Origin of the sequence: Rhizobium sp. RU36D, assembly GCF_900176345.1 — a bacterium.
In the GTDB taxonomy this organism is placed as follows: Bacteria; Pseudomonadota; Alphaproteobacteria; order Rhizobiales; family Rhizobiaceae; genus Allorhizobium.
This window is the reverse complement of sequence record NZ_FWXU01000014.1, coordinates 1-21,198: the sequence shown is the minus strand read 5'-3', so window position 1 is coordinate 21,198 and position 21,198 is coordinate 1. Positions and strand designations below refer to the sequence as shown.

Below are 21,198 nucleotides of genomic sequence, written 5' to 3'. Positions count from 1 at the left end.
AAGAACTTCGACGAGAAGGAGGCGCTCTGATGGCGTCGGACTTGTGGATTATCGCCGTGATGTTGATGGCCGCCCTGCTGGGCGCCGGCATTTCCTATGCGCTGCTGCGACACTGGCAGATCAGCTCGCGCGAACAGAATATGCGTGCCGTCGCGGAACTCTATCATGAGCGAAAGTAAGGCGCGAGACGATGGTCCGGGCCTGCTGGAGGCCGTGGCGATCGCCCAGAAGGCGCATGACGGGCAGAGCGATCAGCACGGTTTTCCCTATGTCGCCCATTGCCTGCGCATGGCGGAGCATTTTCACGACAAGCGCCAGAAGATCGTCGCCCTGCTGCATGATGTCCCCGAGAAAGGACCGGGCTGGAGCCTCTCCCGCCTCCGGCGCTTCGGTTTCGACAAGGAGATCCTGGGCGCCGTCAACGCCATGACGCGGCGGGAAAACGAGTCGGAAGACGAGTTCGTATTGCGCGCGCTTCAAAATCCCCTGGCGCGCGACGTCAAGCTCGCGGACCTCCGGGACAATCTGCGCCAGGCGCTGGAAACCGGGCGCAACCCGGCCAAGTATCGTCGGGGACTTGACCTGGCCGAGGAATGGTTCGCCTTCGAGGCGGGCTTCGAATAAACGTGCCCCTACTTTTCCGCGCAGACCGCATAGCGATGCTGGGTGGCGCGCTCCAGGCCTTTCAGGAAGCTGAAATTCCGCCGCTGGGTGCGGTGAATCGCGCGCATGTCGTAATCGACCGTCACCTTTGAGAAGCCGGCCTGCCGCAGCAGGTCCGCGACCGTATCGGCCCGGGCGCCGCTCGAAAAATACACCCTGGACAGAATGCTTTGATGGGTTTCGCCGAGCGCAGGCGGGCGGTGTTCCGCCGCCAGACCCACCTTCGCCAGCAGGCGGTTCAGTTGGCCGGCAATGCGCGACACGAGCGTCTTGTTGACGAAATCTCCGTCGACAATCAACAGCTTGCCGCCGGGCTTCAGCACCCGGTGCCATTCCCTGAAACAGCTCAGCGGATCGACCAGAGTCCACACCAGATGCCGGTTGGTGATGACGTCATAGGCGTTGTCGCCCTCCATGGTGTTTTCCGCGTCGCCCATCAGAAACCGGATCGACCGGTTACGCTGCTTCGCCTTGGCGCGCGCCCGTTCCAGCATCGGCTCGGCCCAGTCCATGCCCGTCACCTTGAAGCCGAGATCATCGAGCAGATGGGACACGACGGCCGTTCCACAGGCCAGATCGAGTGCCGGACGTCCCGCGCCTTCGCCCAGGTGCTTGCGAAACAGCTGGTGCCATGCCGCGCGCTCTTCCTCGGAAAATATCTCATGGCCGGGCTGGGTATCGAAGGTGGCGGCGCGCTGAGACCAATAGGCCTTTATCTCGTCTCGCAGGTCATGGTTGGAGAGCGCAGCGGCCGTGTCCATGGGCATGTCATCCTTGCAGGCAGGTTCGTTTCGAATTCTTCTAAAAGATAATTGTTGACTGGTGAAGTCATAAAATAATAATTCCCCTGACGCAAATCACAGGAGAGAAACGTGTTCGTTTTCAATAAGGTGGCCTTCGCCGCCGCGGTTTCGCTCGGCCTTTTTTCGGGGACCGCGCTTGCTGAAGTGGTCAAGATCAAGGATATCGCCGGCCGTGAGGTCGAGGTCAACGTGCCGGTCGAGCGCGTGATCCTGGGCGAAGGCCGCCAGATCTATTTCACCGCGGCGCTGGACACGGAAAAGCCCTTTGGCCGCGTTGTCGGCTGGCGCGACGACTTCAAGAAGGCGGACCTGGACGGCTACAACGCCTATCTCGAGAAGTTTCCGGAGATGGACAAGCTGCCGACCTTCGGCGGCATGAAGGACGGCACCTTCGATATCGAGCAGGCCATCGCGCTGAAGCCCGACGTCATCATCATGAACACGGAAGCCAAGTCTGCGACCGAGGAAAGCGGCTATATCGAGAAGCTCCAGAAGGTCGGTATTCCCCTTGTTTACATCGACTTCCGCGAAAAGCCGCTGCAGAACACCGATGCCTCCATGCGCATCATCGGCAAGCTCTTCGGCAAGGAAGCCCGCGCCGAGGAATTCGTCGCCTTCCGCGCAGAGCAGATTGCCAAGGTTGAGGACGTGCTGGCCAAGACCACCGATCTCAAGAAGCCGGTTGTCTTCATGGAACGCGCCGGCGGCTATTCCGACGATTGCTGCATGTCCTTCGGCAACGAGAACTTCGGCAAGATGGTGACGATGGCCGGCGGCATCAACATGGCCGAGTCGATCATTCCCGGCACCTTCGGCACCGTCAATCCCGAGCAGATCATCGCGTCGAACCCTGACCAGGTCATCGTGACGGGCTCCAACTGGGAGCTTTACGTTCCCGGCGGCAACTGGGTCGGCGTCGGTCCCGGCGCGGACAAGGCCAAGGCTGCCGAGAAGCTGGCCAACCTGATGAAGCGTCCTGCCTTTACCGGCGTCAAGGCCGTGGCTGACGGCAATGTCCACGCCATCTGGCACCAGTTCTACAACAGCCCCTACCAGTTCATCGCCGTACAGCAGATTGCCAAGTGGCTGCATCCGGAGCTGTTTGCCGATCTCGATGTCGATGCCACCTTCAAGGAACTGCATGAGCGCTTCCTGCCCGTGGACTATCGCCCAGGCTACTTCGCTTCGCTGAAGTCGGGTTCCTGACACTTCTGGCCGGGAGGCAGATGCTTCCCGGCCTTGCCCATCTCATAGGACCGGCCATGTTCCGTTTTGATTTTCCAGAGGCGATGATCGCCTCGTCGTCGCTTTCGGCGGTCGGCTTCCATGCCGGCCTTTTCGTGTTTTATGCCGGAGGGAGCAACTGATGGCCGCAATCCCCCATGAGGCCAGCGCAGCCGCCCCTCGCAGCCAATACCGCAGTCTGTCCTACAAGCGCCTGCTGCTGATCGCGGGTCTTGTCGTCGCGCTGTTTCTGTCGGTTGCCGTCGACATGGCGCTCGGGCCGGCACGCTATACCCTGTCTCAGGTGCTGACCGCGCTGTTCTATCCGTCCTCGGTCGGCGATCAGCTCCGCGTGGTCATCTGGGATATCCGCATGCCCATCGCGCTCATGGCGGTCACGGTCGGCGCCTGCCTGTCGCTGGCCGGCGCGCAGATGCAGACCATTCTCGCCAACCCGCTCGCCAGCCCCTTCACGCTCGGCATTTCGGCCGCCGCCGGTTTCGGCGCGGCGCTGGCGCTGGTCACGGGCGTCGCCATCTTTCCCGGCGCCATCTACTACATGGTGCCGATCAACGCCTTCATCATGGCCATGCTTGCCTCGCTGTTCATCTACGGCGTCTCGACGCTGCGCGGCGTGACCGTCGAGACCATCGTGCTCCTGGGCATCGCGTTGGTCTTCACCTTCAACGCGCTGCTGTCGCTCCTCCAATACCTCGCCTCGGAACAGGCGTTGGCGGCCGTGGTGTTCTGGACCATGGGCTCGCTGACCAAGGCGACCTGGAGCAAGGTGTTTGTGACCGGTGCCGTGCTCGTATTCTGCGTGCCCCTGTTCGCCCGCAATGCCTGGGCGCTGACCGCCTTGCGGCTGGGCGACGACAAGGCCGCCAGCTTCGGCGTCAATGTTCGCCGCCTGCGGCTCGAAACGCTGATGCTGGTCAGCCTGCTGGCCGCCATCCCGGTGTCCTTCGTCGGCACCATCGGCTTTGTCGGCCTCGTGGGTCCGCATATCGCGCGCATGCTGCTCGGCGAAGACCAGCGCTATTTCCTGCCGGGCTCGATTGTCTGCGGAGCCTTGCTGCTTTCCACCACCTCGGTCGTCTCGAAAATGCTGATCCCCGGCGCCATCCTGCCGATCGGTGTCATCACCGCGCTTGTCGGGGTTCCGTTCTTCTTCTCGCTCATCTTCACCACCCGGAGGCGGTCATGGTAGCCCTCAAGCTTCAAAACCTGAGCGGCCGTTACGGCCGGCACGAGGTCTTCAGCGATGTCACGACGGACCTGATCCGCGGCGGCGAGCTGACGGCCGTCATCGGCCCCAATGCCGCCGGCAAGTCGACCCTGTTCAAGCGCATTGCCGGGCTGATCAAGGGCGGCGGCGTGGTCGAGCTGGATGGCGCCCGCGCCGCTGGCCGACCGATCTGCTACATGCCGCAGGACACCGGCGCCAATGCCGTGCTGACGGTCTATGAATCCGTGCTGCTGGCTTCCAAGCAGGGCGCCGGCTGGCGCGTCGAAGACGGCGAGCTCGAGGAAATCGACACCATCCTGAAGGCGCTGCGCATTTCCGATCTCGCCTTCCGCAATCTCGGCGAACTCTCCGGCGGCCAGCGCCAATTGGTGGCCATCGCCCAGGCGCTGATCCGCAAGCCCGATGTGCTGCTGATGGACGAGCCCACCTCGGCCCTCGACCTGTTCCGCCAGATCGAAGTGCTGGATTTCATGCGCGGTCTGGCCGGCCGCACCGGCATGGCCGTGGTCATCGCGCTGCACGACCTGAACCACGCCCTGCGCTACTGCCACAACGCCATGGTGGTCGGCAATGGCCGCCTCATCGCCAGCGGCCTGACCGAGGACGTGGTGACCTCCGACCTGCTGCGGAACGTCTATCGCGTGGAGGCCCGCATCGAAAACTGCACGCAAGGCCGCCCGATGGTGATCGTCGACCAGGCGCTCGCTTGATCTGAAGACCCGCGGACGGCTCGCTGTCCGCGGATGCCCTGCCAGGATGCGTTCACCACGCGGAAATTTGTTTCCCTGTGGGGCACAAGTATCTGCAACGCGCACCTTGCATTCCATGCAAATGAAATTGTATTCTTCCCGGGTTCTCAGGGCGGGGCGAAACTCCCCACCGGCGGTATCCGGCGTTGCCGGGAGCCCGCGAGCGCTTCCACTTCGGTGGAAGGCAGCAGATCCGGTGCGATGCCGGAGCCGACGGTATAGTCCGGATGGAAGAGGACAAGGTTTGTGAACCCATCCCCCCGGGATGGGCGCAGGCGTTTGTTCGCCCAAGGGACAAATGGCGACCGTTTGGTCGTGGTTTGCCGCATCTGCGGAGTACCCTTGAAAGGCTATGGAATGACTATCTCGAGTATTGAAAATGCGATCGCTACGCTGGCACGTGGCGGTATGATCGTTGTCGTCGATGATGAAGATCGCGAAAACGAAGGCGATGTGATCGTCGCTTCAGAAGCGGTGACGCCGGAAGCAATCGCTTTCATGATGAAGCATGCAAGGGGCCTGGTTTGCGTCGCCATGGAAGGCGAACGGCTTGATGCCCTTGATATCCCGCTGATGGTTCCCCGAAACACCGAATTTCTGAAGACGGCCTTCACCGTGTCGGTGGACTATATTCCCGGCACCTCGACCGGCATCTCCGCGGCCGATCGGGCAGCGACCGTGAAGGCGCTGATGGACAAGACGTCCCAGCCGGATGACTTTGCGCGGCCGGGGCATATCTTTCCGCTGCGTGCCCATCCCAAGGGTGTCCTCGGTCGGTCGGGCCATACGGAAGCGGCCGTCGACCTGGCCCGGCTCGCCGGCTTCGCGCCTTCAGGCGTGATCTGCGAAGTGGCCAATGACGACGGCACCATGGCCCGCCTGCCGCAGTTGGAAGTCTTCTGCAAAGAGCATGACCTTCCGCTGATCACGATCGAAGCCCTGACCCGCTATGTGCAGGAAAAGCAGGCGCTGCAGTCGGAAGCAGCGTAAGCTGAGACTGAAATGACGAAATGCCGGTCCCGTGCCGGCATTTGATAGCTTTAGCGCGAGACCCTATTAATCCGTCATTCCGGCGAAGGCCGGAATCCAGCCACGGCGCGTCTGCGCCGTGAAAAGAGTCTATTGCAATCAAGGACTTGATTGCGCTGGATGCCGGCTCGGCGGCCGGCATGACGGTGAGGTTTTCGGTCAAACCAACGTAGAAGTACCTGAAACGAGAGTTTGTCAGCAGCTTGGCGAACTTTGTCATCAACCTCAGGCAATGCCGGCCCTGCGCCGGCATTTCGCTGATAGCGGCATCCAGATTCGGTGCCGGAGCCATTCTGCAATCGCTCCCGAAAACGGGGACCAAATGGTCATTACGGACAAGGTCGATCCCATCGATGACGCTACATGGCGGGCATAGCCATCGGTGCCATACCGGTCGCCACTGGTTAACAAACATTCGCAACGCGTCGGTGACGAAAAACACTTTCCGCAGATCGAGCCTATCGATTACAAGGGTTTGGTCGCCGTGACCGCCATGCATAGGACCCGATATGACCGATTTCGAAAGAACCCGCGCATTGTTCCACCTGCCGGAGGGCGTCGTCTACCTGGACGGCAATTCGCTCGGTCCGCTGCCGCTTGCGGCCAAGGAGCGCGTCGCGCTGATGATGACGGACGAATGGGGCGAGTTGCTGATCAAGGGCTGGAACAAGGCCGGCTGGATGATGATGCCGCGGCGCATCGGCGATCGCGTCGGTCGGCTGATCGGCGCAGCCGAGGGCACCGTCGTGATGGGCGACACGCTGTCGATCAAGGTGTACCAGGCGCTTGCATCTGCGCTGGATCTGGTACCAGAGCGTAAGGTGATCCTGTCCGACAGCGGCAATTTCCCCTCCGATCTCTACATGGCCCAGGGCCTCATTTCGTCCTTGGCGCGCGGCCACGAATTGCGCATCGTCGACCCGGAAGAGGTCGAGGCGGCGCTGGACGAGACGGTCGGCGTGCTGATGCTGACGGAGGTGGATTACCGCACCGGGCGCCTGCACGACATGAAGGTGCTGACGAAAAAGGCCCATGACGTGGGCGCCGTTGCCATCTGGGACCTTGCCCACAGCGCCGGCGCGCTTCCGGTCGATCTTGCCGGAGCGGATGCGGATTTCGCTGTCGGCTGCACCTATAAATATCTGAATGGCGGGCCTGGGGCACCGGCCTTCATTTATGTGGCGCCCCGGCATGCAGACAAGGTCAAGCCCGCGCTCTCCGGCTGGCTCGGTCATGAAAAGCCCTTCGCCTTCGATCTGGGCTATCGTCCGGGCGGCGGCATCGACCGGATGCGCGTCGGCACCCCGCCGATCCTTGGGCTGGCCGCACTCGATGCCGCACTGGACGCCTGGGACGGTGTTGACATGGGGGCCCTGCGCCAGAAGTCGATTGCGCTTTGCGACCTGTTCGTCAGCGAGGTGGAGCGGCGCTGCCCGATGCTGACGCTCGGCTCGCCACGGGACGGGCACAAGCGCGGCAGCCAGATCTCCTTCCTGCATGAGGAAGGCTATGCCATCATGCAGGCGCTGATTGACCGCGGCGTCATCGGTGATTTCCGCGCGCCTGATGCGATCCGCTTCGGCTTCACGCCGCTCTATATCGGCGAGGCCGATGTGCTGAAGGCCGTGGATATCCTGGCCGACATCATGGACAACAGGCTGTGGGACAGCGAGCAATACAAGCAGCGCGCGCTCGTGACCTGAGGCTCAGCGGCCCGCGGCGTCGTGTAACGTTGAACCTGCTGATCTAAGGTTGCCCGATAATGCAGAGACATCCCTCTGACCTCACCGATCGGATCTACGAAGCCGCCATCCTGCCGGAGCTGTGGCCGGAGACCTGCGATCTGATCAGCCAGGAGATGCGGTCCTACTCCACTGCTGTCATCACCATCAGCCCGAACGAAGGTCTGCGCTGGGTCAGCAGCCCGCGGATCGCCGAGCAGATGGAGATCTATGAGAAAAGCGGCCTGGCGCAACGAACCGAAAGGCCAAAGATCGGCCTTCAACTGGCGCCCGGCAGTTTCCTTCGCGATATCGACCTGCTCGCCCCGGAAGTCCTTCGCAGCGATCCGATCCGCGTGGAGCTGCTGGAACCCATCGGGCTTGCCTGGGAAATGGGTGCGGCGTTCATCGAGCCGTCCGGCACGATCATGGTCTTCAGCCTCTTGGCCAAGACATCAGATGGGCCGTTCGATCTCCAGTCCCTGGAGCGAGCCAATGCGATAAAGGGCGATCTCGGACGCGCCGCATTTCTCTCCACCCGACTGGCCTTCCGGCAAGCCCAGGCCACGACGCAAACCCTAGCGGCGCTTGGCCTGCCGGCCGCCGTGGTGGGCGCCACGGGCGATGTCATGGCGATGAACGACCTTATGGAAGGGCTGGCGCCACGGCTGACGACGCTGGCCAGAAACCGCCTGCACTTTTCGGACCGCCAGGCCAATGCGGTTTTTGTGACTGTCCTGGAGCAGCTCCGCCAGGAAAACGCCCCGCCCTGCCAGTCCTTTCCCGTGGCCGCCCAGCCGGATGCGCCGGCCCTTGTCGTTCACGTCGTACCTGTCAAACGCAATGCGCGTGATATTTTCACCCGCAGCAGCGCTGTCGTCGTCGTCACGCCCGTCGGCGAGGTTGGCCCTCCCGATCTCAAGGTCATTTGCGGGCTGTTCGACCTGACCCGGGCCGAAGCGCGCGTAGCGCAGGAAATCACCATCGGCCGCTCGGTGGAGGAAGTGGCAGCCAGCATGGGCACGACGGTGGCGACGATCCGCACCCAGCTCAAGTCAGTCTATCGCAAGACGGGGGTGAACAGGCAATCCCAGCTGGTTGCCCTGCTCTCAGGCATGCGGCCGATCACGAGGACGTGATAACGGCCATATGGAGCTGCGCCTCCCGTAACGGGAACCTTTCCGGTACGAGCACGTTTCCACCTGCCTGAATATTTGGAGAATAGTGCGTATGGCTGTCGCCACCGGAATGATCAAAGGGGCTCGCATCCTGATATTGGAAGACGACCCGTTGCTGGCGATGGACATGGAAGACTTCATGCTCTCTCAAGAGGTCACTGTCATTGGCCCGGTCTCCAGCGTGGACCAGGCGCTGCAGGCGGTCGACCGCGGCATTGATGGTGCCGTCCTCGATCTCAACCTGCGCGGCACCTATTCCTATCCGGTCATCGAGCGGCTGAAGCTTTTGGGCATCCCTTTTGTCGTCTGCTCGGGCTATGCCGAGCTTCCCGAGACCCGCGAGCGGCTTGACGGCGTGGCCTTGCTGCCGAAGCCTTGCGATTTCAACAAATTGAAGGTGCTGCTCGCCGAAGAATTCGTCAAATCGGCGAGCTTGACTGTCGGTTCTCCAGAGGAAAAGACAAGGTAACCAAGGCTCCCTCCGGCGGGTAGTCGACAACCACCCTTCCATCCAGCTCATATTCCACATTGGCGCGGATAAGCCGGCTGCCAAACCCCTGATGTCCAGGCGCGGCCACGATTGGACCGCCGCTTTCGACCCATCGCAGATGCAGCCACCGCTTGCCGTCATCGCCGCTTTCCACATACCACTCGACGGCGACGCGGCCGACCTCGTTGGACAGCGCCCCGTATTTGGAGGCATTCGTCACCAGCTCGTTGAAGATCATCCCCACCGACAGGGCATTGGCGGGGTTGAGGGTGACCAGATCGTGCTGGCCGATATCGATACGTGAAGGATCGGAGTCATAGGGGGTGACCGCGCGGCGAAAGATGCTAAGCAGGTCCGTATCGGCCCAATTGCGTTCAAACAGCAGCGAATGGGCCTCCGCGAGCGCGCCGATGCGATCGATGAGCTTTGCCCGGTAGCTTTCCACGCTGATATTGTCGGCGGCGGTGCGGCGGACCAGCGACAGGATGACCGCCAGATTGTTTTTCACGCGATGGCTTAGTTCGCGGACCAGCAGGTCCTTCTGCTCTTCCGCCCGGCGTCGCTCGCGCCGATTGCGCGTCTCTTTCAGCGCTCTTTCCACCGCGGCCGGCAGGCGGATCAGCCGCTGCTTCAAGATGTAATCCGTCGCACCCTTGCGGAAGGCCTCGATGGCGGCCTCCTCGCCCAGCACGCCCGAGACAAAGATGAAGGGAATGTTCGGCGCCCGGGCGACGGCCATCTCCAGGGCCCCCATGCCGTCAAAATCCGGCAGGGAAAAATCGGAGAGAATGATGTCGAATTTCTGCTGTTCCAGCGCTTGCGCATAGGCTGCGCGTGTGGCCACGCGGGTCACCAGCGCCGGCGGGTCGCAGGCATCAAGCTGGGTTTCGATCAGTTCGGCGTCAACCGAACTGTCCTCGAGCAAAAGAATGCGAGGTTGCGATCCATCCCGATCCTGCATGAAATTACCTCAACCTCGGAGGAGGTTCGTTCAGGAGCGCCCAGAAGACACCGAGATCCTGGATGGCCTTGAAGAACTGGTTGAACTCGACGGGCTTCACGACGAAGGCATTGACCCCGAGCTCGTAGCTGCGCACCAGGTCCTGTTCCTCGCGGGACGAGGTCAGCATCACGATCGGGATATGCCGCAAGCGCTCGTTTCCCTTCACCTTGGCCAGCACCTCCAGCCCGTCCACCTTAGGCAGCTTGAGGTCGAGCAGCACGACGGCCGGATCGCCCGGCGCCCGGTCTGCATGTGGATCCTCCGCATGGAGAAAGGCCAGTGCCTCGGCGCCATCGCGGGCAACCACGACCTCGTTGGCCAGTTGGCATTTCTCCAGAGCGGTCAGTGTCAGTTCCAGGTCGCGGGGATTGTCCTCGACGAGCAAGATGGGTCTCAGTTCAGTCAAACAAGGCTCCTTAGCCTGCGATGGGCAATGTGAAGGTGAAGGAAGCCCCCTTGTCGATCTCGCCTTCGGCCGAGATGCTTCCCTGATGTCGTTCCAATATGCGTCGAACCAGCGCAAGACCGATCCCCGTGCCCTCGAAGTCCTCGACGCGCTGCAGGCGCTGGAAGACACCGAAGAGCTTCGCGTGATAGGTCATGTCAAAGCCGACGCCATTGTCGCTGATGGTATAAATCGCATTCTTGCCATCAATGCGGCCGGAAATGGAGATTCGTGCCGGATCCCGCGGACGGGTATATTTCACCGCGTTGTCGATGAGATTGTGCCAGACCTGCCGCAGCAGTGACTGGTCTCCATGGGCGATCGGCAGCTTGCCGACCTGCCATTCGATGCTGCGACCCCGCAATTCCGGGGCCATGCCCTGGCGCACTTCTGCCACCAGCTTGTCCATGTCCACCTTCTGCTTGCTGATCGAGGTTCTGCCGAGCTGGGAAAAATGCAGGAGGTCATCCACCAGCTTGCCGGCGGCGAGCGCTGAATCGCCGATCATCTCCAGGTAATGCAGGGATTTGGCATCAAGGCCGGACTGGCGCTCGCGCAAGAGCTGCGCAAAGCCGACGATATGCCGGAACGGTGCGCGCAAATCGTGAGACACGGAGTAGGAGAAGGCCTCCAGCTCCTTGTTCGAGCGCCTGAGTTCATCGGCAAGCTCCGCCACCTCCTCGGCCTTCTTCAAGACGATGTCGATGATCGAGGCACGAAGGTCGCGGGCCGCCGCGATCTCCGCCTGCTGCCAGGGCAGGCTCTGGTTATGCACAAGCTGCTTCCACGCCTCGAACGACTTGCGCGGATGGATGCGCCCGGTTTCCTGCACAGCCTTGTGCGGGTCGCCGCCCCAGGTCACCGTCTCGACCACTTCGGGCCGGAACCACAGAAGCCAGCTGTTGTGGAACTCCGAGACGCGGCAGGCCAGAAGGCCGCAGGCCAGCGGCGCCAGCGCATCGCCGCCCGGCATATCCTGGGCAAGGGACTGGCTTGAGAAGAAGTCGAGATCCGAGCCCTGCTCGGAGAGCCAGCGCGCCACGGCGCGTATGGCCTCACCGTCGGGCGCCCGACCGAGGATCAGACATTCGTCGTTGACGACGATGGCCGCTCCGGCTGCAGCTGTCAACGCCAGCAAGGCAGCTTCCTCGCGCGCCAGACCCTCGGTCCAGCTGCCCGTAGACGACATGGAAGTCAGCAAAGCGCGGTGATACTGGGCGAGATGCATGCGGCGCGCGGCATCCTCAGATGCCATATGCGCCGAAATGCGCATGGCGAGCGATTGCACCACGAAATCGCAGGCGTCCCGGATCGCGCCCGGCACCCAATGGGGCTCGCGGCTATGGCAGGAAACCAGGCCCCAGAGCTTTCCGTCCACAAGAATGGAAATGGACATGGAGGCCAGCGTGCCCATGTTGCGCATATATTCGAGATGAACAGGAGAGACGCTGCGCAACTGCGCGAAGGTCATGTCGAGCGGGGCTTCGCCATCCTCAGTCGTCAGCTTGCGCAGCGGCACCGGCTGATAGGTGGCGTCGGGAATGAGCCGCACCCGGTTCACTTCATAGAGCTTGCGCGCCTGAGCCGGGATGTCCGATGCCGGGAACCTCAGGTCATGATAGGAGGGTAGCGCGCCGTTTCCAGCTTCCGCCACCACCTGTCCGTTCCAATCCTCGTCGAAACGATAGACCATCGTTCGGTCGAAACCCGTCAGCTCCCGAACGAAGCGCGTGATGGCCGAAAACGCGTCTGCCAGTTCCACCTGCGCGGCCAGTTGCTGCGCAAAGCCTGTCAATCTGGAGAGGATATCATCCGGCTTATCGACATGATTGCGCTCCAGTTCGACGATCAGCCGCTCGCCTTGGCGATGGGCGATGACCGCGAGCGACGGGGCGTCCATCTTTCCGCGGAATGCGCCTTCGCCCTGGTCACGCCAGAGCGTCAGCGGTTCCTCGAGCGCCAGCAGTTGGCCGCCAAGCCGGTTGGCGGACAGCGCGTTCGGCCCGACCACTTCGTCCACATTGGCTGACGCGGATATGACCTCGAGCGTTCCGGCATCCAGCACGACAAGGCAGCCATGTGGCTGGATGGCCTCGGGTCTATGGATCGGTTCTCGTGCGCATGTGTCGAGATTCGTGTCCGCCAAAGTCAAAATGTCCTCTGCGGGCCTCCGGTTTCCCGGGGAATTTACCTGTCGATCCATCCGGCCATGCTAGTCATTACGGTCGTGATGTAAAGCGCATATGCCGGTGGGGCGTGCCTGGCCCGTCCAGACGAGCCAAGCCTGAAACGCGGATCGGCGCGGTTTGTTCAGCTGTTTTGATCCGCTTTGTTTTCGATTTCGCCATCATATTCGAGGCGGAAGGTCAGGCCATCGGCACGGTAGTCGATGGCAAGGCGGGGATTGCGTTGCGACGGGAATGCCCGGCGAATCAGGCGGGACCCGAAGCCCTCCTTCATCGGCTTCTCGACCGCCGGCCCGCCCTGTTCCTGCCAGAGGATGGTTACCTTTCCGTGCTCTGCCCGCCAGGAAATATCGACATGGCCTTCAGGACGCGACAGCGCACCGTATTTCATCGCATTGGTCGAGAGTTCGTGGAATATCAGCGACAGCGCCAATCCCACCTCGGGATCGACAGGGCAGTGGGGGCCATCGAGCCGGAAACGCTGGTGACCGGCCGTCTCATAGGGGCCGATGGTATTGCGGATCAGCCGCTCGATATCGCCGGCGGACCCTTCGCCGGCCAAAAGCAGATCATAGGTGCGACCCAGGGCCGAGAGACGCTGGGAAAAGCCTTCGAACGCCTCGGTATCCGTCTTGAACGACTGGCGCGCCATGGCGCCGACGATGGCGAGCGTGTTCTTCACCCGATGCGCCAGTTCGCGCGCCAGGAGATTGCGCCGTTCCTCGGCCTGTTCGGTCGCGATACGCCGCTGTTCCAACTGGTCGAGCAGGCTATCCAGCGAGGTGCCGACAAGGCCGAGTTCGCCATGCCGTCCCTCCATCCGGGTGCGGATCGTGGTGTTGCCACGCTTCCATTCCTCCAGAACATCCACGATGCGGTAAATCGGCTTGAGGATGAACCGGTTGCCGACAACGGCCGCGGCCAGCACGGCCAGGATGGCGCTGAGAAGGACCATGGCCACGCTTGTCAACGTGACGCGGTTGACCTCGGCAAAGGCCTCCGTCTTCGACAGCCCGGCGCTGACGTAAAGCGGCGTGGATGCGGAGATCGGCCGATAGCCCATCACGCGTTCGGTGCCGTCCTGGCTCCGGATCTCCAGCGTCCCCGGCGCTTCGGCCCGCACCAGGTATTGATAGGTCTCGGGAATGCGCGTGCCGACAAAGCGATCCGGAAACGGCTCACGCGCCACGATCGTGCCGTTGCGGTCGGCCAGCGTCACGGCGCCGCCCTCACCGATCACGCCGCGCTCGGCAAGCCGGTTCTGCAGCCAATCCAGACGAATGCCCGTGGCGACCACGCCCACCGTTCGGCCCGCCTGGCGCAGCGGGAAAGACACCGGCAGAACGGCCACGCCGGTGATCTTGCTGACCGTATAATCGCCGACAACAAGGTCGTTGGCGGCAAGGCCATCCATGACATAGGAACGTTCGGAAAAATCCACGCCCGGCGCGGTGCCCTGGCTGTCGCAGACGAGCTTGCCATCCGCCCCGATCACCAGGATCGCACCAGTCGTGGTCAGATTTTCCGCGACCCGGCGCAGCGTGCGGGTGCATTCGACCGTGTCGAGGTCGACAATGGCCGGAATCGCCGAGGCCGCGACGAGAAGACTGCGTGCGCCCTCGAAGATGCGGTCGACCTCTGATGCCGCCAGCCGAGCGGCCTGCGCCGCCTCGCTGTGGATCTCGGCGGCACGCTGCTGCCGGCTGGCCAGTTCATTGTAGGCCAGCAATCCTATACCCGGCAAAAGGGCTGTCGCCGCCACTGCGAAGAGCCGCTTCCTCACGATGTCCCGCCCCAGTTTCCGGAATATTTTCTCAAGTCCTATCACGAACGGCCCAGCATGCAATCAATACCTTCGACAGGGCGACGGATGGGCCGGGACGGGCGTGACGCACTAAAGATCCAGTCCGAGCTGTGGCTCGCGCTGCCCATCGCCGCCGCTTGCCACCGTCAAGGTCGACAGCGTGACGCCGAGCAGCCGTACCGGCCGGCGAAAGGGATAGACCGTGGCCACCAGGTTTTCCGCGGTTTGAAGGATATCGTTTATGCCTGAATAGGGCAGCACGGTGGTCCGGCTGCGGGTGGCCTGGGTGAAATCCGAATACTTGATCTTCACGGTGACCGTCTTGCCGCTCAGGCCATGGCTGGCGCAATGCCGCCAGACCTTTTCGGCCAGCGGTTTCAGTTCCTGCCGGGCCAGCGCCAGATCGTCGATGTCGATCGCAAACGTGTCTTCTGCGCCTACGGATTTCCGAACCCGATCGGGCCGCACCTCGCGATGGTCGATGCCGCGGGCGATGCCGTGAAAATAAGGCCCCGATTTTCCGAAATGCTGCACCAGGAACTCAAGCGGTTTCGATTTCAGGTCGGCGCCGGTCTCGATCCCCAGCCTGTGCATGCGCTCGGCCGTGGCGGGGCCAACCCCATGGAACTTCTTGACCGGCAAAGCCTCGACGAAGTCAGGTCCCTTGCGCGGCGTGATCACCGCCTGGCCATTCGGCTTGTTCAAGTCGCTCGCCATCTTCGCCAGGAACTTGTTGTAGGAAATGCCGGCTGATGCATTGAGGCCCGTCACCTGCTTGATCTTGGCGCGGATCTCCAGGGCGATCTCGGTGGCGATCTCCATGCCCTTCAGGTTTTCCGTGACATCGAGATAGGCTTCATCGAGCGACAGCGGCTCGATCAGCGGCGTATATTCGGCAAAGATCTCTCGGATCTGCCGGGAGACGGCCTTGTAGACCTCAAAGCGCGGCGGCACGAAGATCAGCTCGGGACATTTGCGCTGGGCAGTGACCGAGGGCATGGCGGAATGCACGCCGAATTTCCGCGCCTCGTAACTGGCCGCCGCAACGACGCCACGAGCCGCCGAACCGCCCACCGCAATCGGCTTGCCGCGCAGCTCCGGATTGTCGCGCTGCTCCACCGAGGCATAGAACGCGTCCATGTCAACATGGATGATCTTGCGAACCGGGGTCTGGATCATGATGTTCATGGCGCTGATGTCGTGAGCAGATGGAAACAAAATAGGAACATAGCACGGCCAGCCGACTGATCCAACCCGTTTCCGACCTCGGATTTCCTGCAAGGCAGTTGCCTGACGCCGGGCGGCACGCCAGATAGAGGCAGAGGGATGAACCGGAATGGAGACGATCATGGATCAACAGGCGGCGCTTGAACGCTTCCGGCAGCTGCCGCCGGTGCAGCCTCGCGAGCTCATCGGGTTGTGGCGGGGACGCGGGCTGCCGACCGGCCATCCGCTTGATGGTGTTCTGGAAAACCTGGGCTGGTTCGGCAAGCGCTTCACGCCCGACATGAAGGCCGATGCCCTGCTGTTTGACGGCGGCGAGCGTCGGCTGCTGGCCATCGATCCAGCCTGGGTGCCGCTGCGCATGGCGCTTCGCTTCAGCAGCTTTGGCCGCACCCAGGCCGCCCGCAATCTCTTCTCCTATATCGGCAGGCGGCTGCGCGCCCAGGGGCCTGTCGCTACCGTCAAGACCGTCACTTACGAGGGCGTATCGAGCGCGGCCATGGTCTATGACAGCAAGCCAATTACGGACCACTTCCGCCGCATCGATGAGACGAGGATCCTCGGCATGATGGTCATCGAGGGCGATGCGAGGCCCTATTTCTTCGAGCTGGAACAGGTTGTCGATCCCGCCGCGGCGACGGCTGGAACAGCCTCTTGAAAACCGGAATGGCCATGGCCATCTAAGGCCTACCACCCGTCATAGATGATCACCTGCCGCCGCAGCCACCTGCTGGCGCGTGCTCGTACGGGTTGGGCAGGGCGCTCCCCGAAAGGGTCGAGCGCCCTGTTCGTTTCTGCAGCCCGTGGTTCAAGGCATGCGCCGCGGCGTGATCAGCGGATCGAGCCCGATCCTGCCGCCGCCGAACACGACCAGCGTCAGCGCCATGGCGGCCCAGGGCAAATGGAAATTGGCCCAACCGTCCGGAATTGTCAGCTGGATCACCGCCGTCATGGCGAGGATGCCGAGCGCGGCATAGCGGGTGAAGAGGCCCAGCACCAGCAGAATGGGCAGCACGATTTCGCCAATGCCAGCAGCCGTCGCCATGGTGAGCGGCATGGGATAGGGGAATTGGCTGCCCAGGATATGCAGCTTGAATTCCTGCTGGAAGAGATACCGTGCGCCATTCGAGAGCGTCAGGAAACCATCCCATTTGGTCAGGCCCGATTTGAAGAAGGGAACTGCCAGCCCGATGCGCAGGGCCAGCAGCGGCAGCGAGGACGGGATCGCGGCAAGCAGGCTCTCCGCGCGCCGGTGCAAAGCGGCAAGCCGGCCGCCGGGAACGCTTGAAGGGACGAGGTCGACGGTCATGAAAGAGCTCCTTTAGGGTATTTTGACGGCGCAAAATGCGCCAAGGCCGATCAGACCGACGAGGGCCGATCCGAAATCGAAATCATGATTGGCGGCATAGGCCGCTTCGGCAGCCGCACCGAGGGTGACACCGGCAAACAGGGCGGCGGCAAAGGCGGTATCGCGCGGCGGCAGGATATGGACCTGCACATGCATCTCCGGGCGCACGACCAGAACCGTCTCCGATACCCAGTCATGCACCGGCTCGACCGTTCCGCCTTGATGGGCCGCCCAGATCGAGCCTGCCGGATGGTCGGATCGCAGCAGCCGGGCGGAGGGGTGCAACTCGAGACCGGCATCGGCCAGGCTGTCCGCCGGCACCGTTGCAAGGGCTGACAGATCAAGCGGCGCGCAATCTGCGGCATGATAGGCCTGGCCCCAGGCCACCTCCAGCCGAGCGACATCCGCGAGATAGGCAAGGGACGCGGCTGGGGGGAAGACCGCGATGAAGTCCGGGAAACCGTCGCCATAGGCCATCAGCAGCGGCGAAGCCGGTTTGTGCTGGCCGGCATAGGCGCGGGCCATGCCGGTGAAGAATTCCTCCCCCACCAGGCGCCTGGTCACCGGGAACCGCTGCGCCAGCGCCGTGGTCAGCCCGACATGGACATTGTTGCGGTAGACGGCAAAGCGCAGGGCATCGGGCTCGCCGCGCGCCGTGGTGAGGCCAGGCGGAGGCGGTCTTTCCGGATCGATGAGGGCGGCGGCAAACGCATTCTGGCTGGTCACGAAACCCATGGTCATGCCGCCCGCGTCAAGCCAGGCCTGATAGCAGCGGCAAGCATCGCATCGGCCCGCTGCGCTTCCGCCTGAAGCGTCGGAAAATCCGGGACGTCATTGTCCCATTCGATCAGCGTCGGCAGCGGGCCGATGCGGCCCAGCGTGTGGCGGTAGAGCTCGACCACGTCAGTGCGCACGGCGCTGCCATGAGCATCGATCAGCAGCCGGTCGCCAGCGCCGTCCACCGTCTCGTCATAGCCCGCCAGATGAATTTCGCCGACAAGATCGAGCGGAAAGCGGTCGATATAGGCAACCGGATCCAGCCGGTGGTTGACCGCAGAAACCATGACATTGTTGACATCGAGCAATAGGCCGCAACCGGTGCGCGCAGCAATCTCTGCCAGGAAATCCACCTCATCGATGGTGCTTTCGGCAAACAGCAGATAGGTCGAGGGGTTTTCCAGCAGCAGTTTTCGGCCGATCCATTGCTGCGCCTCATCAACATGGTCGATCACCCGCGCCAGCGTTTCGGCCGTATAGGGCAGCGGCAGCAGATCGTTGAGAAAGCCGGTGTCATGGGTCGACCAGGCCAGATGCTCGGAGAAGCTCTGCGGATTGTAGCGGTCGATGAGGGCGCGAAGCCGCTTCAGATGCTCCTTGTCGAGATCGCGCGCCGCGCCGATCGACAGGCCGACCCCATGCAGCGACAGCGGATAGTGTTCTGCGATCTCCTGGAGATAACGATGCGGCGGCCCGCCCGCACCCATGTAGTTTTCAGCATGCACCTCGAAGAAGCCGATATCCGGCTTGTTCGCGAGGATGGTCTCGTAGTGCTCCGGCTTGAGACCGAGACCTGCGCGTTGCGGCAGGGCAGTTGCGGAAACGGTCATGGCATGTCTCCAGATAGGGATGGAAGATGAACGAAGGGGCAAGCCCGGTTTAGGATTCAGGACGATGCGTTAGCTTCACCGGCGAACTCTGACTTCCGTCATGCCGGACTTGATCCGGCATCCAGTCACGGCGCGTCTGCGCCGTGAAAGAAGCCTTTCGCGATCAAAGACTTGATCGCACTGGATCCCGGCTCGGAGGCCGGGATGACGGAAAGCTCTGCTGCTTGCGACTAAAAGCGAGCTTCCTGTATTCTGACACCCGGGCTCACCCGGCCTGCCGTCTGGATCAGCTCTTGGCCGGTTCCAGCATGCCCTTGTGGCCGTCGACATTCATCGTGGTGCAGGTGCCGGCGGGAACGGCCTTCCAGGCATTGCCCTGGTAGTCCATGGTCGAGGTGCCGGCGCAGGTGGTGCCGGGGCCGGCGGCGCAATCGTTCTGGCCCTTGAGAGCGATGCCGTAGCACTTCTCCTGGCCGGACATCTGTTCCGGGGTCATGGGGGCGGCGAAGGCAGCGGAAGCGACTGCCGAAGCGAGCGAGCCTGCGAGAGCAAGGGTGAGGGCGGAACGGTTCATGGATGATCTCCTCTATCGGTTTGCGCAGGCCGTCATCGGCTGCGTAACCCTCACTTCGATCCGTTCCCGCCCGATGTTACGCACCGTGCAAACACGAATTCGTGAGCACGCCGTGAGCTTGATTGGACAAAATTTCGGGCACCGCGTAACAAATGCACCTGCGCACGCGAAGGGGGATCAATGGGTTTGAGCGGCCAGGACGAACGAGAGCTCGCCATGCTGTTGCAGGCGGCCATTGGTGGTGATGAAAAGGCCTATGCGGCGTTTCTGACGCGCACGGCTGCACTCGTCAGGGGCTTTGCGCGCCGCAAGATCGTGCATGGCGGCGTCGATCCCGAAGACGTGGTGCAGGAAACGCTACTGGCGATCCACACCAAGCGCCATACATGGATGGTTGATGCACCCGTGCTGCCATGGATCTATGCGATCGCGCGCTACAAGCTGATCGATGCCTTCCGCAGGCGGGGGCGTCGCGTGGAAGTGGAGATCGGCGAGATGGCCGACCTCTTGGCCCAGCCAGAGACGGAAACGGTCAGCGAGCGGGATATTGGCCGGGTGCTGGATAGCTTGACGCCGGGCCAGCGATCGGTGGTGTCGGCGATATCGCTCGACGGTCATTCGATCGGCGAGACCGCCGAGAAATTCGGCATGACGGAGACGGCCGTGAGGGTTGCCCTGCATAGGGGCCTGCAGGCCATCGCCAAGACATTTGGACGGAATTGACATGCAGACCGATGACCTGATCAAAGCGCTGAAAGCGGATGTGGCAAAGCCGGCAATGCCGCTTGGCCTGACCTGGTGGATCGCGCTCGGCTGCGCAACCGTCGTGGCGGCCGTCGCCTTCTTCCTGATGATCGGCCCGCGTCCGGATTTTGCAGCGGCCGCTGAAACCCTGCGTTTCCTGTTCAAATTCGTGGTGACGCTGCTGACAGCAACCCTTGCCTTTGCCCTGCTGCAACGCCTGTCGCGCCCGGATGATCAGGCGGGCCTCCCGGCGCGCTGGCTGATCGCAACGCCGCTTGTTCTCGCCGCCGCCGTGGTGGCCGAGCTCGTCGCCGTACCCCAGGATCAATGGGCCACCGTCTGGTGGGGCAGCAATATCCTGGTCTGTCTGACCTTCATTCCTTTGATCGGTATCGGTCCCCTCGCCATATTCCTGCTGGCGCTTCGTCACGGCGCCCCGACGCGCCCCGGCCTTGCCGGCACGGTGGCGGGCCTTCTCGCCGGCGGCCTCGCTGCCACCTTCTACGCCGCCCACTGCACGGATGACTCCCCGCTCTTCGTCGCCACCTGGTATTCGATTGCAGTTGCCGGTCTGGCTGCCCTCGGCGGCATTTTGGGAAGCCGCGTCGCCCGGTGGTAGGGGATTACAGCCCTTATCCCTGAAAACGATAACAGCCGGACGTTCCCGCCCGGCTCACGCTGCTGAAATACTCTCATTCCAGCTCTTTCGACCTTGGTCTTGACCGAAAACCTCACCGTCATGCCGACCGCCGAGCCGGCATCCAGCGCAATCAAGTCCTTGATTGCGAAAGACTCCTTTCACGGCACAGACGCGCCGTGGCTGGATTCCGGCCTTCGCCGGAATGACGGACGAATAGGGTCTCGCCAAATACGTATCTTTGTCACCACGCTCAGCCGGACGTTTCCGCTCGGCTCGCACTGCTGATAAAGGTGTGGTCCACGCGTGTAACTCTAAGTTCCCGTCATTCCGGCCTTGAGCCGGAATCTAGCCACGGCGCGTCTGCGCCGTGAAAAGAGTCATTATGATCAAAGACTTGATCGCACTGGATCCCGGCTCGGGGGCACTGCTGTCCGGTTTAAATTTGGTGGACATGGCGCACGGTGTTGATTCTACTTGTGTTCGAGCGTTTGGCGACGATCTCGGACACGAAAGGGGA

General features: G+C 62.5%; 22 protein-coding genes and 1 riboswitch. Of the genes, 12 read left to right on the top strand and 10 right to left on the bottom strand.

What is annotated here, in order from left to right:
- The first annotated feature begins 29 nt into the window (after positions 1-29).
- Both B9A97_RS29805 and B9A97_RS17170 read left to right on the top strand, forming a co-directional pair.
- Positions 30-179 (top strand): hypothetical protein, encoded by a 150-nt coding sequence (locus tag B9A97_RS29805; protein ID WP_179145320.1) that lies wholly within the window; start codon positions 30-32, stop codon positions 177-179.
- Positions 166-624, top strand: a complete 459-nt coding sequence (locus B9A97_RS17170; RefSeq protein ID WP_084366589.1) for an HD domain-containing protein — start codon at positions 166-168, stop codon at positions 622-624. The genes B9A97_RS29805 and B9A97_RS17170 overlap by 14 nt, the downstream gene beginning before the upstream one ends.
- 8 nt (positions 625-632) lie before the next feature.
- Here B9A97_RS17170 and B9A97_RS17165 read toward each other — a convergent pair whose 3' ends face one another.
- Positions 633-1,424, bottom strand: a complete 792-nt coding sequence (locus B9A97_RS17165; protein ID WP_084366588.1) for a class I SAM-dependent methyltransferase — start codon at positions 1,422-1,424, stop codon at positions 633-635.
- A gap of 111 nt (positions 1,425-1,535) precedes the next feature.
- Between B9A97_RS17165 and B9A97_RS17160 the strand changes: the two genes are divergently transcribed.
- The 7 genes from B9A97_RS17160 (at position 1,536) to B9A97_RS17130 (ending at position 9,085) form a co-directional block, all read left to right on the top strand.
- The gene (locus B9A97_RS17160; protein WP_084366587.1) at positions 1,536-2,672 is read left to right on the top strand and encodes an ABC transporter substrate-binding protein; all 1,137 of its coding nucleotides are present in this window, start codon (positions 1,536-1,538) and stop codon (positions 2,670-2,672) included.
- Positions 2,673-2,832: 160 nt separating this feature from the next.
- Entirely contained in the window at positions 2,833-3,900 is a 1,068-nt protein-coding gene (locus B9A97_RS17155; RefSeq protein WP_084366586.1) for a FecCD family ABC transporter permease, read from the top strand.
- Complete coding sequence (locus tag B9A97_RS17150) at positions 3,894-4,649, top strand: ABC transporter ATP-binding protein (RefSeq protein ID WP_084366585.1); 756 nt, start codon at positions 3,894-3,896, stop codon at positions 4,647-4,649. Before B9A97_RS17155 ends, B9A97_RS17150 begins: the two co-directional genes overlap by 7 nt.
- A 138-nt stretch (positions 4,650-4,787) precedes the next feature.
- Positions 4,788-4,931, top strand: a riboswitch (FMN riboswitch).
- Between the two features lie 114 nt (positions 4,932-5,045).
- Positions 5,046-5,678, top strand: coding sequence for a 3,4-dihydroxy-2-butanone-4-phosphate synthase (gene ribB / locus B9A97_RS17145; protein WP_084366584.1), 633 nt, complete (start codon positions 5,046-5,048; stop codon positions 5,676-5,678).
- 548 nt (positions 5,679-6,226) lie between these two features.
- A complete protein-coding gene (gene kynU, locus B9A97_RS17140) occupies positions 6,227-7,420 on the top strand; it encodes a kynureninase (RefSeq protein WP_084366583.1) in 1,194 nt (397 codons plus the stop codon).
- 59 nt (positions 7,421-7,479) lie between these two features.
- Positions 7,480-8,577 carry a helix-turn-helix transcriptional regulator gene (locus B9A97_RS17135; protein ID WP_084366582.1) on the top strand — a complete coding sequence of 366 codons (1,098 nt, stop codon included), beginning with the start codon at positions 7,480-7,482 and terminating at the stop codon, positions 8,575-8,577.
- 91 nt (positions 8,578-8,668) lie between these two features.
- A complete protein-coding gene (locus B9A97_RS17130) occupies positions 8,669-9,085 on the top strand; it encodes a response regulator (protein ID WP_244564267.1) in 417 nt (138 codons plus the stop codon).
- Here the strand turns inward: B9A97_RS17130 and B9A97_RS17125 are convergent.
- From B9A97_RS17125 to dinB, 5 genes are all read right to left on the bottom strand, one after another.
- Positions 9,036-10,067 (bottom strand): sensor histidine kinase, encoded by a 1,032-nt coding sequence (locus B9A97_RS17125; protein WP_084366581.1) that lies wholly within the window; start codon positions 10,065-10,067, stop codon positions 9,036-9,038. The two genes, B9A97_RS17130 and B9A97_RS17125, sit on opposite strands and share 50 nt — an antisense overlap.
- Before the next feature lie 4 nt (positions 10,068-10,071).
- The gene (locus B9A97_RS17120) at positions 10,072-10,515 is read right to left on the bottom strand and encodes a response regulator (protein ID WP_084366580.1); all 444 of its coding nucleotides are present in this window, start codon (positions 10,513-10,515) and stop codon (positions 10,072-10,074) included.
- Positions 10,516-10,525: 10 nt separating this feature from the next.
- A complete protein-coding gene (locus B9A97_RS17115; RefSeq protein WP_348532402.1) occupies positions 10,526-12,700 on the bottom strand; it encodes an ATP-binding protein in 2,175 nt (724 codons plus the stop codon).
- Between the two features lie 164 nt (positions 12,701-12,864).
- Positions 12,865-14,523 carry a sensor histidine kinase gene (locus B9A97_RS17110; RefSeq protein ID WP_084366578.1) on the bottom strand — a complete coding sequence of 553 codons (1,659 nt, stop codon included), beginning with the start codon at positions 14,521-14,523 and terminating at the stop codon, positions 12,865-12,867.
- Between the two features lie 111 nt (positions 14,524-14,634).
- Positions 14,635-15,732, bottom strand: coding sequence for a DNA polymerase IV (gene dinB / locus B9A97_RS17105; RefSeq protein WP_084366577.1), 1,098 nt, complete (start codon positions 15,730-15,732; stop codon positions 14,635-14,637).
- A 148-nt stretch (positions 15,733-15,880) separates the two neighbouring features.
- Between dinB and B9A97_RS17100 the strand changes: the two genes are divergently transcribed.
- Complete coding sequence (locus B9A97_RS17100; RefSeq protein WP_084366576.1) at positions 15,881-16,426, top strand: GXWXG domain-containing protein; 546 nt, start codon at positions 15,881-15,883, stop codon at positions 16,424-16,426.
- 150 nt (positions 16,427-16,576) lie between these two features.
- On the opposite strand, the gene B9A97_RS17095 is transcribed toward B9A97_RS17100, so the two are convergent.
- The 4 genes from B9A97_RS17095 to B9A97_RS17080 all read right to left on the bottom strand — a co-directional run bounded on the left by B9A97_RS17095 (position 16,577) and on the right by B9A97_RS17080 (position 19,297).
- Positions 16,577-17,077 carry a DoxX family protein gene (locus B9A97_RS17095; protein WP_084366575.1) on the bottom strand — a complete coding sequence of 167 codons (501 nt, stop codon included), beginning with the start codon at positions 17,075-17,077 and terminating at the stop codon, positions 16,577-16,579.
- A 12-nt stretch (positions 17,078-17,089) separates the two neighbouring features.
- Positions 17,090-17,857 carry an HvfC/BufC N-terminal domain-containing protein gene (locus B9A97_RS17090; RefSeq protein ID WP_179145319.1) on the bottom strand — a complete coding sequence of 256 codons (768 nt, stop codon included), beginning with the start codon at positions 17,855-17,857 and terminating at the stop codon, positions 17,090-17,092.
- A complete protein-coding gene (locus tag B9A97_RS17085; RefSeq protein WP_084366573.1) occupies positions 17,854-18,723 on the bottom strand; it encodes an MNIO family bufferin maturase in 870 nt (289 codons plus the stop codon). The genes B9A97_RS17090 and B9A97_RS17085 overlap by 4 nt, the downstream gene beginning before the upstream one ends.
- A 286-nt stretch (positions 18,724-19,009) precedes the next feature.
- On the bottom strand, positions 19,010-19,297 hold the full coding sequence (locus tag B9A97_RS17080) for a BufA1 family periplasmic bufferin-type metallophore (protein WP_084366572.1): 288 nt from the start codon (positions 19,295-19,297) through the stop codon (positions 19,010-19,012).
- Between the two features lie 186 nt (positions 19,298-19,483).
- On the opposite strand from B9A97_RS17080, the gene B9A97_RS17075 reads away from it, so the two are divergent.
- Both B9A97_RS17075 and B9A97_RS17070 read left to right on the top strand, forming a co-directional pair.
- Positions 19,484-20,020, top strand: a complete 537-nt coding sequence (locus B9A97_RS17075; protein WP_084366670.1) for a sigma-70 family RNA polymerase sigma factor — start codon at positions 19,484-19,486, stop codon at positions 20,018-20,020.
- Between the two features lies 1 nt (position 20,021).
- Positions 20,022-20,660: an NrsF family protein gene (locus B9A97_RS17070; protein ID WP_084366571.1), complete on the top strand. Its 639-nt coding sequence runs from the start codon at positions 20,022-20,024 to the stop codon at positions 20,658-20,660.
- Positions 20,661-21,198: the final 538 nt, after the last annotated feature.